This window comes from Streptomyces sp. P9-2B-2, from assembly GCF_030406865.1.
GTDB lineage: Bacteria > Actinomycetota > Actinomycetes > Streptomycetales > Streptomycetaceae > Streptomyces > Streptomyces platensis.
Genome location: NZ_CP129126.1, coordinates 6,479,923 through 6,494,848, shown reverse-complemented (window position 1 = coordinate 6,494,848; position 14,926 = coordinate 6,479,923). Strand labels below are relative to the sequence as shown.

General features: G+C 71.3%; 15 protein-coding genes. 1 reads left to right on the top strand and 14 read right to left on the bottom strand.

The genetic code is table 11. The features are described 5' to 3' along the window. Positions 1-3: 3 nt before the first annotated feature. The 10 genes from lepB (QT196_RS28720) to QT196_RS28675 all read right to left on the bottom strand — a co-directional run bounded on the left by lepB (QT196_RS28720) (position 4) and on the right by QT196_RS28675 (position 7,104). A complete protein-coding gene (gene lepB / locus QT196_RS28720; RefSeq protein ID WP_168481579.1) occupies positions 4-732 on the bottom strand; it encodes a signal peptidase I in 729 nt (242 codons plus the stop codon). A 54-nt stretch (positions 733-786) separates the two neighbouring features. Further along, entirely contained in the window at positions 787-1,758 is a 972-nt protein-coding gene (gene lepB / locus QT196_RS28715; RefSeq protein ID WP_168484048.1) for a signal peptidase I, read from the bottom strand. Next, positions 1,700-2,818: a signal peptidase I gene (gene lepB, locus QT196_RS28710; RefSeq protein ID WP_168481578.1), complete on the bottom strand. Its 1,119-nt coding sequence runs from the start codon at positions 2,816-2,818 to the stop codon at positions 1,700-1,702. The genes lepB (QT196_RS28715) and lepB (QT196_RS28710) overlap by 59 nt, the downstream gene beginning before the upstream one ends. Next, on the bottom strand, positions 2,811-3,575 hold the full coding sequence (lepB, locus tag QT196_RS28705; RefSeq protein WP_168481577.1) for a signal peptidase I: 765 nt from the start codon (positions 3,573-3,575) through the stop codon (positions 2,811-2,813). Before lepB (QT196_RS28705) ends, lepB (QT196_RS28710) begins: the two co-directional genes overlap by 8 nt. 96 nt (positions 3,576-3,671) lie before the next feature. Next, complete coding sequence (gene rplS / locus QT196_RS28700; protein WP_018087148.1) at positions 3,672-4,019, bottom strand: 50S ribosomal protein L19; 348 nt, start codon at positions 4,017-4,019, stop codon at positions 3,672-3,674. Positions 4,020-4,151: 132 nt separating this feature from the next. Further along, the gene (gene trmD, locus QT196_RS28695; protein ID WP_168481576.1) at positions 4,152-4,961 is read right to left on the bottom strand and encodes a tRNA (guanosine(37)-N1)-methyltransferase TrmD; all 810 of its coding nucleotides are present in this window, start codon (positions 4,959-4,961) and stop codon (positions 4,152-4,154) included. Then, complete coding sequence (gene rimM / locus QT196_RS28690) at positions 4,961-5,506, bottom strand: ribosome maturation factor RimM (RefSeq protein WP_168481575.1); 546 nt, start codon at positions 5,504-5,506, stop codon at positions 4,961-4,963. The genes trmD and rimM overlap by 1 nt, the downstream gene beginning before the upstream one ends. A 168-nt stretch (positions 5,507-5,674) precedes the next feature. Then, on the bottom strand, positions 5,675-5,914 hold the full coding sequence (locus QT196_RS28685; RefSeq protein ID WP_168481574.1) for an RNA-binding protein: 240 nt from the start codon (positions 5,912-5,914) through the stop codon (positions 5,675-5,677). Positions 5,915-5,916: 2 nt separating this feature from the next. Next, positions 5,917-6,357 carry a 30S ribosomal protein S16 gene (gene rpsP, locus QT196_RS28680; protein WP_006602842.1) on the bottom strand — a complete coding sequence of 147 codons (441 nt, stop codon included), beginning with the start codon at positions 6,355-6,357 and terminating at the stop codon, positions 5,917-5,919. A gap of 156 nt (positions 6,358-6,513) precedes the next feature. Beyond that, positions 6,514-7,104 carry a hypothetical protein gene (locus QT196_RS28675; RefSeq protein ID WP_168481573.1) on the bottom strand — a complete coding sequence of 197 codons (591 nt, stop codon included), beginning with the start codon at positions 7,102-7,104 and terminating at the stop codon, positions 6,514-6,516. Positions 7,105-7,637: 533 nt separating this feature from the next. Here QT196_RS28675 and QT196_RS28670 point away from each other — a divergent pair. After that, a complete protein-coding gene (locus QT196_RS28670; RefSeq protein WP_290355968.1) occupies positions 7,638-8,504 on the top strand; it encodes a methyltransferase domain-containing protein in 867 nt (288 codons plus the stop codon). 138 nt (positions 8,505-8,642) lie between these two features. Here the strand turns inward: QT196_RS28670 and ffh are convergent, their stop codons facing one another. The 4 genes from ffh to QT196_RS28650 form a co-directional block, all read right to left on the bottom strand. Then, positions 8,643-10,199 (bottom strand): signal recognition particle protein, encoded by a 1,557-nt coding sequence (ffh, locus tag QT196_RS28665; RefSeq protein WP_168481571.1) that lies wholly within the window; start codon positions 10,197-10,199, stop codon positions 8,643-8,645. 97 nt (positions 10,200-10,296) lie between these two features. Next, positions 10,297-12,801: a [protein-PII] uridylyltransferase gene (locus tag QT196_RS28660; protein ID WP_290355967.1), complete on the bottom strand. Its 2,505-nt coding sequence runs from the start codon at positions 12,799-12,801 to the stop codon at positions 10,297-10,299. 196 nt (positions 12,802-12,997) lie between these two features. Next, the gene (locus QT196_RS28655) at positions 12,998-13,336 is read right to left on the bottom strand and encodes a P-II family nitrogen regulator (RefSeq protein ID WP_018087155.1); all 339 of its coding nucleotides are present in this window, start codon (positions 13,334-13,336) and stop codon (positions 12,998-13,000) included. Then, positions 13,333-14,661 carry an ammonium transporter gene (locus tag QT196_RS28650; protein ID WP_168481569.1) on the bottom strand — a complete coding sequence of 443 codons (1,329 nt, stop codon included), beginning with the start codon at positions 14,659-14,661 and terminating at the stop codon, positions 13,333-13,335. The genes QT196_RS28655 and QT196_RS28650 overlap by 4 nt, the downstream gene beginning before the upstream one ends. Between the last annotated feature and the right edge of the window lie 265 nt (positions 14,662-14,926).

Here is a 14,926-nt window from a genome sequence, read left to right as displayed (position 1 = left end):
CCTTCAGCCACGCTTACGCGCCCCGCGCCGGGCGAGGGGCCCGTAGGCCGCACCGCCGAGGATGAGGACCGCCCCGGCGACCACCGCGAAGGTGATGGGCTGCACCGGGCCGGGCTGCGAGATACCGCCGGGCAGGGCGGCGAAGCTGGTGGGGCGCTGCATCACGCCGACGCTGCCGAGCGGCCAGGCGCGCGCGTCGACCCGGGCGTTGACGGCGCTGCGCGGCACCGAGCCGTGGTCGCCGTCGGTGAGGTGGACCCGGGAGTCGAGGGAGTCGTTGCGGTGATCGCCGAGCAGGAAGAGCTGACCGGCGGGGACCTTGGCCTTGAAACCGACGGGCGAGGCGGGCCCGCTGCCCTGGAGATACGGTTCCTCGATGGGCTTTCCGTTCACGGTCAGCCGGCCCTGCTTGGTGCAGCAGGCGACCTTGTCGCCGCCGGTGCCGACGACGCGCTTGACCATCGGAAGGTCGCCCCAGACGTCGTCCTTGAAGACGACGATGTCGCCGCGCCGTATCTCGGAGCCGTCCACCCGCTCGGCCAGGACCCGGGCACCGGCCGCGATCGTGGGCGACATCGAATCGGTCGGCACCGTATAGGGACGGTATATCAGCGCCCCCCATACGAAGCCGCCCAGGAACAGCACACAGCCGACGGCCACGGCCAGACCGGACAGCACGCTGCCCGTCGTCCGGCCGCGGCCGTCGGTCCTGTGTTCGGTACTGCTGCTCATCCCAGCGCTCCCACCCCGCGGAACCGGCCCGCGTCGAAGATCCGGGACGGCACCTTACCTGGGGTTACGCGCTCCGGTCAGCCTCCGGCGGCGCCACATCACGATCGGCACCGCGCCGGCCAGCCCCAGGGCGGCCGGAGCCGCACCCATTGCCTTGTTGATCCCGGGCTGGTCGAAGGTGTCCGGTACCGGCAGGGTCGACCAGCGGTTGATCGGCCATGCGATGGTGAACGCCCGGCCGACGACCTCGTCCTCCGAGACCGTGCCATTGCCCTTGAGGTTCTGGTGGTAGCGGGAGTCGAGGGAGTCGTCACGGTGATCGCCCATCACCCAGATCCGGCCCTTGGGGACGTGGATCGGGCCGAACGCGCGGTCACCGCAGGGGGTGACGCCGGGGAAGATGTACGAGTCTTCCTTGAGGGCCTTGCCGTTGACCTTGACCGGGCCGGTGCCGTGGCACTCGACGGTGTCGCCGCCGACCGCGATGACCCGCTTGATCAGGTCCTTCTCCTCGGCCGAAGGCATCAGCCCGATGAAGCTGAGGACCTTCTGGACGGGGTTGGGCTCCGGGGTCGGCGTCTCGTTCAGCCAGCCGCCCGGGTCGTGGAAGACCACGACCTCGCCGCGCTGCGGCTTGGAGCCGAACCACGGCGTCAGCTTGTCGACCAGGACCCGGTCCCCGCGCTGGAGGGTGTCCTGCATCGAGTCCGACGGGATCGAGAACGCCTGTACCAGGAACGTCTTGATCAGCAGCGCCAGGAGCAGAGCGATGCCGATGAGGATCGGCAGCTCCTTCCAGAAGGCGCGCGGCTTCTTTGCCTTCTTCATGCCGCCGCTCACCTCCTCGCCCGACGACCTGTCCAACGTATCGGATGTGTCCGATTCGTCGGCCGGGGCCGAACGCTGCGACTGCGCCCCTGACTGTGCTGGTGACTGATGCACGGAACTCGTCGCCGGTCCCGCGGTCTCACCACGCCCTGCCGGCTCTTCGGGCTCTTCGGTTCCGGACCGCGCGCCGACCGCCAAGTCCCCCACATCTGCTCCTCACTCCACGCACTCGCCCACCCGTCAACCGGTGCAGGCCCATCACTCCCATAACGAGCGGGAGTTCCGCAGGGGTCGGGAGTAAGGTCAAACTCTCGGATGCCACCTTATGCGGCGTTCCTGCCGAGGACGCCTTGGCGCCCGGCGCGTCGCGCACGGTCGCAAAGGTGTCGGGCTCTTCGAGGCGCCGCCAGTGACTGAACGGCCAGGCGATCACCACGGCCCGGCCCACGACATTGTCCTCCGAGACCGTGCCACGGTACGGCTCGTCCAGGTGGAAGCGCGAATCCGCGGAGTCCGAGCGGTGGTCGCCCATCACGAAGATCCGCCCGGTGGGGACGGCCACCGTGAACTTCAGCGTGGAGGGCGGATTGCCGGGATGGACATACGGTTCGGTCAGCGGTGCGCCGTTGACGGTGACCCGGCCCTGCTTGTCACAGCATTTGACGGTGTCGCCGCCGACCGCCACGACCCGCTTGATCAGGTCCTGTTCATCGGCCGACGGCAGCAGCCCGATGAAGGTCATGGCGTCCGTGACCGGCTGGAAGGCGCCCCCGTCGGAGGGGGGCTTGGTCTGCTCGCCCTTGAGCCAGCCCCCGGGGTCCTTGAAGACGACGACGTCGCCGCGCTCGGGTTTGGAGCCGAACCACGGTGTCAGCTTGTCGACCAGCACCCGGTCGCCGATCTTGATCGTCTGCTCCATGGAGCCGGACGGGATGACGAATGCCTGGACGAGGAAGGTCTTCAGGACGAGGGCGATGGCCAGCGCCACGCCGACCAGGATCGGGATTTCCTTCAGGTAGGAGCGCTGTCTGCGCCGCTTGATGCGCCGCGCCTGGCGCCGCCGCTCGGCACGCCCGCCGGTCGCGGCCCGGGCCGACCGCCGGCCGCCGTGCCCGACCGTTTCCTGGGGGCCACCGCGCGCGCCGGAGTCGCCGTACGCCTCGTCGCCCGGCCCCGTGGGATCGGCACCCCGCGCCCGGCTCCGCTTCGGCGGGCCGTCGCCCTGGCTCCCGTGGCGGGGGCGTCCGCGCTTACCCATGGGGGCCTGCCGCGGCGGGTATCCGGTCGAAGTTCCGTGGGGTGTCGAAGGTGCGCCAGCGGCTCATCGGCCAGGTGATCAGGTCCGCACGGCCGATGACCCGGTCCACGGGGACCGTGCCGCCGCCCGCCTGACCGAGGTGGTCGCGGGAATCACTGGATCTGGCGCGGTGGTCACCCATGACCCACAGCCTGTCCTCGGGCACCACGATGTCGAAATCCACCGAGGACGGCGCGTCCCCGGGGTGGAGATACGCCTCGCTCACGGGCTCACCGTTCACTTTGATCCGTCCCCGTTTGTCGCAGCAGGTCACACGGTCACCGCCGATGCCGATCACACGCTTGACGTAGTCGGTCTCGGCGGGACGGGCCAGGCCCAGCGCCGCGCCGGCTCCGCGCAGCAGCCCCGTGACGGGATTCTCCCCCTGTTCCCTGTGAACGAAGGAGTCGGTGCCGTCGAAGACCACCACATCGCCGCGCGCCGGTGCGCTGCCGAAACGGTACGCCAGCTTGTTGACCAGCACGCGGTCCCCGATGCGCAGGGTGTTCTCCATGGAGGAGCTGGGGATCAGAAAGGGCTGTGCGATGAACGTGCTGAGCAGCAGCACAAAGGCCAGGCAGAGCGCGAGCAGGGTGACCGGCCGGTGGCGCAGACCGGCCGCACGGGCGCGGAAACGCGCGAAGCGCGACCCCTGCTCCGGCCCCTGGTCGGGGGTGGGAGAGGGGTCGCGCTCCGTGAGCTGTGCGTCGGTGTCCATCGGGCCCTGAGCCTATCCGGCCGGATCCGGGCACCGTACGCGAGCGTCGGTTTGCGTTGCCCCGGCGCAAAAAATCGTGCTCCGGGGCGCACCGGCTCAGTTGTCGCGCTTCTCCTTGATCTTCGCGGCCTTGCCGCGGAGCTCACGGAGGAAGTACAGCTTGGCGCGACGGACGTCACCGCGGGTCACGACCTCGATCTTCTCGACGATCGGGGTGTGCACCGGGAAGGTGCGCTCGACGCCGACGGAGAAGCTGACCTTGCGGACCGTGAAGGTCTCGCGGACGCCGGCGCCCTGACGGCGGATGACAACGCCCTTGAACTGCTGCACACGGGAGCGGTTGCCCTCGATGACGCGGACGTGGACGTTGACGGTGTCACCCGGGCGGAAGGCCGGGATGTCGCTGCGCTTCGACGCGGCGTCGACGGAGTCGAGAAGGTGCATGACCTACTGCTTTCTTCGCTGATGCCACAGGTCATCAACGGGATATGGGAAGGATGTTTCGGATGCCGTTCCGTCGGGCGGGCGTCGTTCCCCCTGTGGCAGGGGCGCGCGCCGGACGCACACAGCAGCGGCCTATTCTTCCACGGCCTCGCTCGTCCGCCCAAATCGGCCGTCGTCGCCCGCTGCCCAGCCGAGGGCGGCGAGTATCGCGCGGTCGTGTTTGTCGAACGCGGCGGGGTCGGCGCGCTCGATCAGATCGGGGCGGTTGAGGTCGGTCCGGCGGAACGCCTCGTCCCGGCGCCAGCGGGCGATCTTGCCGTGGTGGCCGCTGACCAGGACATCGGGGATCCCGCGGCCGCGCCACTCGGGGGGCTTGGTGTAGACGGGGCCTTCCAGGAGGTCGGCCATCGCGCCGGGGGCGAAGGAGTCGTCCTGGTGGGAGGCGGCATTGCCGAGGACACCGGGCAGCAGCCGGGCCACCGCCTCGACCATGACCAGGACGGGTGCCTCGCCGCCGGCCAGGACGTAGTCGCCGATGGAGACCTCGCGGACGTCGACGCGGTCGCCGTACTCCTCGATGACGCGGCGGTCGATGCCCTCGTAGCGGGCCGGGGTGAACACCAGCCAGGGCTTGGCGGAGAGTTCGACGGCGAGCTGCTGGGTGAAGGGGGCGCCGCTGGGCGTGGGGACGACGATCACCGGCTCGCCATCACCGGACGCGAGGATCTCGTCGAGCGCCTCGCCCCACGGCTCGGGCTTCATGACCATGCCGGGGCCGCCGCCGTAGGGCGTGTCATCGACGGTGTTGTGCTTGTCGTGCGCCCATTCCCGCAGGTCGTGGATGCGCACATCGAGCTGTCCGCGGGCCCGGGCCTTGCCGACGAGGGAGACGTTCAGCGGCTCGAGGTACTCGGGGAAGATCGTGACGACATCGAGCCGCATCAGCTGTCCTCGCGGCTGCTGGCGATCTCGGCCTGACTGTCGTCGAGGAGGCCGGGCGGCGGGTCGATGACCGCGCGCTGCTCCTCCAGGTCGATCTCCGGGACGATCTCGGAGACGAACGGGATCAGGACCTCGCTGCCGTCGGGCCGCTGGACGACCAGCAGGTCCTGGTAGGGCAGGTGGGAGATCTCGGAGATCCGGCCGACCTCGGTGCCGTCGCGGGTGACGACGTCGAGGTCCATCAGCTGGTGGTCGTAGAACTCCTCGGGGTCCTCGGGGACTTCCTCGGGGTCGACCTCCGCGATCAGCAGGGTGTTGCGCAGCGCCTCGGCCGCCGTGCGGTCCGCGACGCCCTCGAAGCGCAGCAGCAGCCGGCCGCTGTGCACCCGCCCGGTGGCGATGGTCAGCGGTCCGACGGAGGAGGGTTCGGTGGCGAGGACCGCGCCCGGCCCGAGCCGCAGCTCGGGCTCGTCGGTGCGCACCTCTACCGTGACCTCGCCCTTGATGCCGTGGGCGCGGCCGATCCGCGCCACTACCAACTGCACGCTGTTCTCTCCCGTTGTTGCGGCTGATCCGCCGCCGCTTGCGCGGAGGCGGCGAGGGCCGTCGTGGCTTCTCGATGGAGGGTGACGAGGGTGGATCCACGCTCACCAACGAACTCAGGCCGGGGACGGCCCGAGGGCCCTCCCCGGCCCGAGCCGGTGTTCAACTTGTCAGCGGACCTGGTCCACGTCGACGAGGTCGACGCGGATGCCCCGTCCGCCGATGGCGCCCACGACGGTCCGCAGCGCGCGGGCGGTACGGCCATTACGGCCGATCACCTTGCCGAGGTCGTCGGGGTGAACCCGCACCTCGAGCACGCGCCCGCGGCGCAGGGTGCGCTCGGCCACCTGCACCTCGTCGGGGTTGTCGACGATGCCCTTGACGAGGTGCTCGAGGGCTTCCTCGAGCATGCTCAGGCCTCGGTCGACTCGGAGGTGGACTCGGCCGCAGCCTCGTCCGCCTTCTTGTCAGCCTTCTTCGCCTTCGGGGTGATGGCCTCACCCTTCGGCTCGTCGCCGGAAGCCTTGGCAGCGGCCTCGAAGAGGGCGCGCTTGTCGGCCTTCGGCTCGGCAACCTTCATCGGCGCCGGGGCGGGCAGGCCCTTGAACTTCTGCCAGTCGCCGGTGACCTTGAGGATGGCCATGACGGGCTCGGTCGGCTGCGCGCCGACACCCAGCCAGTACTGGACACGCTCGGAGTCGACCTCGATGCGCGAGGGGTTCTGCACCGGGTGGTACAGGCCGATCTCCTCGATGGCCCGGCCGTCACGGCGGGTACGGGAGTCGGCGATGACGATGCGGTAGTGAGGCGCGCGGATCTTGCCCAGACGCTTCAGCTTGATCTTGACTGCCACGGGAGTGGTGTCTCCTGGTCTTGACGTGGTGGGGCACAACGGGATGCCACGTGGGGTTGCGGTACTCGGGGTGCCCGATGGACGCGTCAGCCGGAGGAGAGAGGGGTCCTATGCGACTGTCGAGTACAGCTAGCTATTGTGCCACACGCCCTCGGGTCAGCCGACCGCGGCCACCTCGGGGATCCGGAAAGGCTTCCCGCAGCCGCCGCAGACGATCGGCGCCTGGGCGAGCACAGACGGCACGACGCGGACATTGCGCCCGCAGTCGCAGACGGCCTTGACGCGGACGCCGCCCCCGGAGGAGCCGTGCCGGGCGGCCGGGCCCCGGAAGCTGCGGGTGGTGTCGGTGGCGGTGGCGGCGGTGTGCGCCTTGAGGGCTCTGCCGAGGCGTTCATTGGTGGAGCGGTAGCGCCTTCTGGCTTCGGGGTTGAGCGTGACCAGGGAGAAGCCGCTGCTGGGGTGCGGCTCGTCGATATGGTCCAGGCCCAACTCCTCGGCGATCGCCAGGAATCGGCGGTTGTGGTAGCGGCCTGCGCGGGAGGTGTCGCGGACGCCGCGGGCGGCGGCGATGCCATGGACTGCCTCGTGGAGCAGCCGTTCGAAGGAGAGTTCCGCGCCACAGGCGGACGAGGACTCCCCGATCAGGGACTCGGGCGCGGCCAGATCCGGCAGCTCGGGGTGGTGCCGTTGAATATCGGCCCAGGCGAGCGCCAGTTCGGCGGCGAGGACAGGCGGTGTCGTGCTCACGTCGTGACAACGAGCCGGGGTCGCCGAGTGTTCCGATTCCGGGGCATCTCAAATAATTTGCACGTACCAGTCAGTTTCCGGTCATGAGTCGTGCCGAGGGCGGGGTGCGCAGATCTGCGCAGAAGGCGCCCAGCGACCCGCAAGCCGGTACGTATCCCCGCGTACGCCGCATGGCGTAGCCGATCGTATCCGGTCGTATACCGAGGCAACGATCATGGCGGCGATGGTACGGGGCGTACCTGTGCCCGGCCGCACCGGCTCGAATCCCACCGTAGGCCCGTCGGACGGGGGAGTCCGGAGAACCGGGCGGCCGGCGCTGCCGTGGCGGAACGGCGCCGTCCGGGGCACGCTGGAACGGCGCTCCAGGGAGCGGGCCCGGCGCACACGGGGGCGCGCGGGAGACAACCCCGGCGCACCCCCTGGACGCTTGGGCGAATGCGCAGTTGTCTGGATCGCGGGGGCGCACCACGCGCGAACACGGGGGCGATCGGTACGGAACAGCTTCGGGTTCTCGGCGAATAGGGGCGCTATCGATGTCACCGACGCTCGTGCGGCACCAGCTTCCGCACTCCGGATCCACGCGCTGCGACGACCCGCCCGCTCCGACCCTGTCGCGGGCGCGCACCCGCGACTGGGCCGAGATCCAGGAGCGGATGCTGGTGCCGCTGTACGAAGCCGCGTACGACCGTCTGGGGGTCGGTCCCGGCACCCGGCTGCTCGGGCTGGGCTGCGGGTCCGGTCTGGCGCTGCTGCTCGCGGCGGCGCGCGGCGCGCAGGTCAGCGGGGTGGACGCGGACGAGTCCCGGCTGGAGCTGGCGCGTGAGCGGCTCACACCGGACGGCATGCCGGAGCACACCCGGGTGGTCAGCGGCGGCCTGGAGGCCGCGGCGCCCGGGGACGCCGCGTTCAACGTGGTCACGGCGTTCCACCCGGTGGGCTGTGTGAGCACGGTCGAGGGACTGACGGCGTCGCTCACCGCGGCGGCCGGGCTGGCGGAGCGCGGCAGCGCGGTGGTGCTCGGCGGCTGGGGCCCGGTGGAGCGGTGCGCCACGGCCGGGGTGCTGCGGGTGGCGCAGCGGCTGGCCGATCCCCCCGGCGGCCCCGTCATCGGCTCCCGTGGGTGGCGGCCCAGCGGGCGGGACGACCTGGAGGACCTGGCGGACCGGGCCGGGCTGCGGCCGGATGGTTCAGGGCGGGTGGCCTGCCCGTTCGGGTACGCGGATCTGGCGAGCGCGGTGCGGGGGCTGTTGTCGACGGGGCTGTTCGACGCGGCGCTGGAGGTGGCCGAGCAGCGCCAGGTGGAGAAGGAACTCGCGGAGGCACTGCACCCGTATCAGCGGGCGGACGGGACGGTGTGGATGCCGAATGTGTTCCGGTATCTGATCGCGCGGACGCGGTAGGCAGAGCCCCGCGTAGCGGCGCGGCCCTCGGGGCGACGAGTGCAGAAGCCCCGCCACAACAAGCAAGAGCCCCCGGCCGCCTCCAAGAGGGGCCAGGGGCTCGTGCGGTGGAGCTCGGGGGTCAGCCCGTGAACCGGGTCAGCCCATGAACTTCTTGAATTCCTCGGGGAGTTCGAAGTTCTGCGGGTCCTGGTCGCCCTGGGGCAGGCCCAGCGGGTTGCCGGCCTGGGCGGCCTCGCGGCGGGCGGCCGCGGCCTCTTCGTCGGCCTTGCGCTTCATCGGGTTGCCGCTCTTGCGCTTGCCCTTGGCCTGCTTGACCTGCTTCTTCTTGCGCGCGCCGCCGCCCATGCCAGGCATCCCCGGCATGCCGGGCATCCCGGGCATGCCGCCGCCCTGCGCCATCTTCGACATCATCTTGCGGGCGTCGAAGAACCGCTCGACCAGGCCCTTGACCGCGCTGACGTCGACACCGGAACCCTTGGCGATACGGGCCCGGCGCGAGCCGTTGATGATCGTCGGCTCCTGGCGCTCGGCCGGGGTCATCGACTTGATGATGGCGGCCGTGCGGTCGACCTCGCGCTCGTCGAGGTTGTTGATCTGGTCCTTCATCTGCCCCATGCCGGGCAGCATGCCGAGCAGCTTGGAGATGGAGCCCATCTTGCGGACCTGCTCCATCTGGGCCAGGAAGTCGTCGAGGGTGAACTCCTTGGGGCCCTTCGCCAGCTTGGCCGCCATCTTCTCGGCCTCGGCCTGGCTGAAGGTCTGCTCGGCCTTCTCGATCAGGCTGAGCATGTCGCCCATGCCGAGGATGCGGGACGCCATGCGGTCCGGGTGGAACGCGTCGAATTCGTCCAGCTTCTCGCCGTTGGAGGCGAACATGATCTGCTTGCCGGTGACATGCGCGATGGACAGCGCGGCACCACCACGGGCGTCACCATCGAGCTTGGAGAGCACCACACCGTCGAAGCCGACGCCGTCGCGGAACGCCTCGGCGGTGTTGACCGCGTCCTGACCGATCATCGCGTCGACGACGAAGAGGACCTCGTCGGGGCTGACCGCGTCGCGGATGTCCGCGGCCTGCTGCATCAGCTCCTGGTCGATGCCCAGCCGGCCGGCGGTGTCGACGATGACGATGTCGTGCTGCTTGCCGCGGGCGTACTCGATCGAGTCCTTCGCGACCTGGACCGGGTCGCCGACGCCGTTGCCCGGCTCGGGCGCGAAGATCGCCACGCCGGCGCGCTCGGCGACGACGGAGAGCTGGTTGACGGCGTTGGGGCGCTGGAGGTCACAGGCGACCAGCATCGGGGCGTGGCCCTGGCCCTTGAGCCAGCGGCCGAGCTTTCCGGCGAGGGTGGTCTTACCTGCACCCTGGAGACCGGCCAGCATGATCACGGTCGGCGCGGTCTTGGCGAGCCGCAGCCGGCGGGTCTCGCCGCCGAGGATGCCGACGAGCTCCTCGTTGACGATCTTGATGACCTGCTGGGCGGGGTTCAGCGCCTGGGAGACCTCGGAGCCGGAGGCCCGCTCCTTGACCTGCTTGATGAAGGCGCGGACGACGGGCAGGGCGACATCGGCCTCGAGCAGCGCGATCCGGATCTCGCGCGCCGTGGCGTCGATGTCCGCCTCGCTCAGGCGGCCCTTGCCCCGGAGGTTTTTGAAAGTACTCGCCAAGCGGTCGGAAAGCGTATCGAACACGGCGGTCGTCGATCCTCGGGGTCGGGGGCGGGGTCCAGTCGGCTTCTAGGGTATCGGCCTCCGCAAGCAAACCGTTCCGGCCCTGTATTCCCGGCCTCTACTGAAGGGCGCGCTCCACGGCCGCCGCCACCTCGTGCGCCGCGGCGTCCGCGAGGGGCGCCCCGTCCGGCCCGGTGACGTAAAACGCATCCACGGCGTTCGCGCCCAGCGTGCTGATGTGGGCGCTGCGGACGGCGACACCGGCCGCCTCCAGGGCGCGGCCGATGCGGTGCAGCAGGCCGTGCGCGTCCTGGGCCCGGACCTCGATGACGGTCGCGGTGTCGGAGCTGCCGGTGGCGACGGTGACCCGGGGTGGCGGGGCGAGCACGGCCCGGGAGCGGCGGGCGTAGGCGCGCTCCCGCTCGGCGAGGCGGGCGGGGATGTCGAGGGTGCCGTCCAGGGCGCGCAGAAGGTCGGCGCGCAGCCGGTCGGCCTGCGGCAGCGAGCCGTATTCGGCGGCCACCCGCCAGCTCAGTACCAGGACGGGGCCCTCGTCGATGGGGTCGAGGAGGAGCAGGTCGGCGGCGCGAACGGTGAGCCGGTGCAGGGCCAGCACCCCGGCCGCGGCGGGCAGCACGCCCGGCTGGTCAGCGACGGCGATGAGCAGTTCCACCCCGACCGGTTCCTGGGCGGGTGCCGGGGTCTCGGGTCCGGTGTCGGCCTCGGTGGGGGCCTCGGCGCGCGTGTGCAGGGCCAGGACCGGGCCGCCGGTGCGCCGGGCCTCGATCGCCAGCCGCTCCTGTTCCGCGGTCGGCTCGCCGGCGCCGCGCTGCTCGGTGTCGGGCTCCCCCGCGAGCCGCGCGGCGACCCGTTTGACCAGGTCGGCGACGAGACCGCCGCGCCAGGCGCTCCAGGCGGCGGGGCCGGTGGCCAGCGCGTCGGCCTCGGTCAGGGCGTGCAGCAGCTCCAGCGTGCGGGTGCTGCCGACCGCCTCGGCGACCGCGCCGACGGTCGCCGGGTCGTCCAGATCGCGCCGGGTGGCGGTCTCGATGAGCAGCAGATGGTGCCGTACGAGGGTGGCGATGACCGTGGTGTCCCGGGCGCCGAAGCCGAGCCGGGCCGCCACGTCGCGGGCGATGGTCTCGCCGGCCACCGAGTGGTCGCCGGGCCAGCCCTTGCCGATGTCGTGCAGCAGGGCGGCGATCAGCAGCAGGTCGGGGCGGTGCACCCGGCGGGTGAGGGCGGCGGCCCGTACGGCGGTCTCGACCAGGTGGCGGTCGACGGTCCAGGTGTGCACGGGGTTGCGCTGGGGGCGGCAGCGGACCCGCTCCCAGTCGGGCAGCAGCCGCGGGATGATGCCCTCCGCCTCCAGGGCCTCCCATACGGGCACGGTGTGTGTGCCGGCGCCCAGGAGGGTGACCAGCTGCTCGCGGGCCTCGGCGGGCCAGGGCACGGGCAGCGGCCGGTTGGCGGTGGCGCAGCGGCGGATGGAGTGGGTGGCCAGCGGCAGCCCGGCCTGGGCGGCGGCGGCCGCGGCGCGCAGCACCAGCACCGGGTCCCGCTCGGGGCGCGCAGTGCGGGCCAGTACCGCCTCGCCGTCGAGTTCGACGACGCCCTCGGCGAGCGGGGAGCGCTCGCCCTTGCCCGCGGTGCGGCCGTGCAGCAGCCCGCGCAGGGTGGGCTTGAGGGAGCGGGCGCGCAGGACCCGGCCGACCTCGCGCCAGGTGACGTCGGCCGCGTAGGAGATGGTGCGGGCGGATTCGTAGGTCTGCCGCAGCAGGGCGTCCGCGTCCAGCATGCCGAGGGCGGTGGCGACCTGGTCCTGGTCCTGGAGGGAGAGCCGGTCGGTGGCGCGGCCGGTGGTCAGGTGGAGCGCGTCGCGGGCGTCGAGGAGACGGGTGCGGGCGGCTTCCAGGCCGCCGCGCGGGGCGTCGGCGAGCCAGGAGGCGGCGACGGCCCGGAGTGCGGTGGCGTCCCGCAGCCCGCCCCGGGCCTCCTTGAGGTCGGGTTCGAGGAGGTATTGGAGTTCGCCCTGCCGTTCGGCGCGCTCCTGGCACAGGTCGTGGAGTTCCGGGAGCCGTTTGGGGGCGCTCTCGCGCCAGTCGGCGTAGGCGGCGGTGCGCACCGCGGCGGTCAGGTCGGGGTCGCCGGCCAGGTGGCGGGCGTCCAGCAGGCCCAGCTGCACCTTGAGGTCCTCGCGGGCGGCTTTACGGGCCTGGGCGGGGGTGCGTACGGAGTGGTCGAGGGCGAGGCCGAGGTCCCAGACGGGGTACCAGAGCCGGTCGGCGAGCGCGGCGAGGGCGCCCGAGTCGGCGCGGCCGTCGTGCAGCAGGAGCAGGTCGAGGTCGCTGCGCGGGGAGAGTTCGCCGCGGCCGTAGCCGCCGACGGCGACCAGGGCGGTGCCGGACAGTCCGGCGGCGGTGCCGTGCCGGGCCAGCAGGCCGGCCAGCCAGTCGTCGGTGAGCCGGGCGAGGGCGGCGCGGTGGTCGGGTCCGATGGAGGTCTCGTCCTGGAGGAGGCGCAGCCGGGCCGCGGGGTAACCCCCGTCCGGGGCGGTCGCGGGCTCGTTCCCCGGGCTCTGCGCTCCGGCCGGTCCTGCCGTGTCCTCGACGCTGTCCGTCAACGCGCGCGCTCCTTGGTCGTGGTGGTCCCCCGCCGTCCCCGTCGCCCGTGCGGCCGCCCCCGTACCGGCCGGGCCCGCACGATCAGTCTGTGCTGCCGCGGACCGGTTGGCCACCGCCGCTCGGGCGGCCGGGCCCGGTCGCGGTCCCCGGCGGCGGAGAGCCGCCCGGGGCCGGAGCCGGGGCCCGGCCGTGGCCTCACAGTGCGTCCGGCCCCCGCTCGCCGGTCCGCACCCGTACCGCGTCGTCGACGGGGATGCTCCACACCTTCCCGTCGCCGATCTTGCCGGTGCGGGCCGCCTTGACGATGACGTCGGTCAGTTCCTCGGCGTCGGCGTCCTCGACCAGTACCTCGATCCGGATCTTCGGGACCAGGTCGACGGTGTACTCGGCGCCGCGGTACACCTCCGTGTGCCCGCGCTGCCTGCCGTATCCGCTGGCCTCGGTGATCGTCAGGCCGTGCACACCGAATGCCTGGAGGGCGTCCTTCACCTCGTCCAGCCGGTGCGGCTTGATTACTGCCGTGATGAGCTTCACGCGTTCACCTTCTTTGTCAGGGCCTCGCCGAGTCGGCCGACCGTGCCGCCGCCCGCGCCGGTGAAGTCGTATGCGGTCTCCGCGTGCGAGGCCTGGTCGATACCGGCGACCTCTTCGTCCTCGCCGATCCGGAAGCCCATCACCAGGTCGATCGCCTTGGCAAGGACATACGAGACGACCAGGGAGTAGAGCAGCACGCTGAACACACCGATGGCCTGCCGGCCGAGCTGTTCGAAGCCGCCGCCGTAGAACAGGCCCTTGGCCTTGCTCTGCACCCCGCCGGTGGCGAACAGGCCGACCAGCAGCGAGCCGGCGACACCGCCGACGAGGTGGACGCCGATGACGTCGAGGGAGTCGTCGTAGCCGAACTTGTACTTCAGGTTGACGGCCATGGCGCACAGCACACCGGCGATCACGCCGACCGCGATGGCGCCCAGCGGGCTGACCGCACCGCAGGCCGGGGTGATCGCGACGAGTCCGGCGACCGCGCCGGAGGCCGCGCCGAGCGTGGTGAACGAGCCGTGCCGGATCTTTTCGTACGCCAGCCAGCCGAGCATCGCAGCGGCGGTGGCGACCTGGGTGTTGACGAAGGCGACCGCGCCGATGCCGTCGTCGTTGCCGAGCCAGGAGCCGGCGTTGAAGCCGAACCAGCCGAACCACAGCAGACCGGCGCCGAGCATCACCAGCGGGAGGCTGTGCGGCCGCATCGGGTCCTTCTTGAAGCCGATGCGCTTGCCGACGACGAGGAGCACGCCGAGCGCCGCGGCACCGGCGTTGATGTGGACGGCCGTACCGCCCGCGAAGTCGATGACCTTCAGCTCGAACAGCCAGCCGCCCTCGCCCCAGACCCAGTGGGCGACGGGGAAGTAGACGACGGTGACCCACAGCGCGATGAACAGCGCCCAGGCGGTGAATTTCACCCGGTCGGCGAGCGCACCGCTGATCAGCGCCGGCGTGATGATCGCGAACATCAGCTGGAAGACGGCGAAGACATAGACCGGGATGGTGGTGGCGCCCCACAGCTCCGTCAGGCCGATACCGCTGAGCCCGGCGAAGTGTCCGTCCCAGCCGATGAAGCCGCCCTGGTCGGTGCCGAAGGCGAGCCCGAAGCCGTACAGGACCCACAGGATCGTCACGATGCCCAGGCTGATGAAGCTCATCATCAGCATGTTGAGCACGCTCTTGACCCGGACCATACCGCCGTAGAAGAAGGCGAGACCGGGGGTCATGACCATCACCAGTGCGGAGCAGATCAGCATGAACCCGGTGTTCGCCGGGCTCAGTGTCGCCTTGTCTGCTGCAAGCGTCAGGATGCCTGGGGGCATCGGCGTCTCCTCGTCGTCGATGCGGCCCGTGCTGGCATGTTCTGGTGGGCCGACTTCGCGATGAGGTTGTCGCAGCACGGTTTCGGCCAAACCTTGCGGGTGTTTCACCCCAGTGACGAAGACACCCCCCGTGTTACACCCCGGTGAACTCCCAGATCAGCACGACATCCCCCGTTCAACCCCCAGAAACCACCAATTGAGCAACCCCCACGCCGCCCAGCCACCTCCGCGAAAGCGGCGCCAGCTTAAGGCGCACAAGCGAGCC

Coding starts and splice junctions, on each gene's coding strand:
- QT196_RS28650 (WP_168481569.1), bottom strand. CDS start 14,661: ATGCCCCCAGGCATCCTGACGCTTGCAGCAGACAAGGCGACACTGAGC.
- lepB (WP_168481579.1), bottom strand. CDS start 732: ATGAGCAGCAGTACCGAACACAGGACCGACGGCCGCGGCCGGACGACG.
- trmD (WP_168481576.1), bottom strand. CDS start 4,961: ATGCGGCTCGATGTCGTCACGATCTTCCCCGAGTACCTCGAGCCGCTG.
- lepB (WP_168481578.1), bottom strand. CDS start 2,818: ATGGGTAAGCGCGGACGCCCCCGCCACGGGAGCCAGGGCGACGGCCCG.
- QT196_RS28670 (WP_290355968.1), top strand. CDS start 7,638: ATGTCACCGACGCTCGTGCGGCACCAGCTTCCGCACTCCGGATCCACG.
- QT196_RS28685 (WP_168481574.1), bottom strand. CDS start 5,914: ATGCTCGAGGAAGCCCTCGAGCACCTCGTCAAGGGCATCGTCGACAAC.
- lepB (WP_168481577.1), bottom strand. CDS start 3,575: ATGGACACCGACGCACAGCTCACGGAGCGCGACCCCTCTCCCACCCCC.
- rplS (WP_018087148.1), bottom strand. CDS start 4,019: ATGCACCTTCTCGACTCCGTCGACGCCGCGTCGAAGCGCAGCGACATC.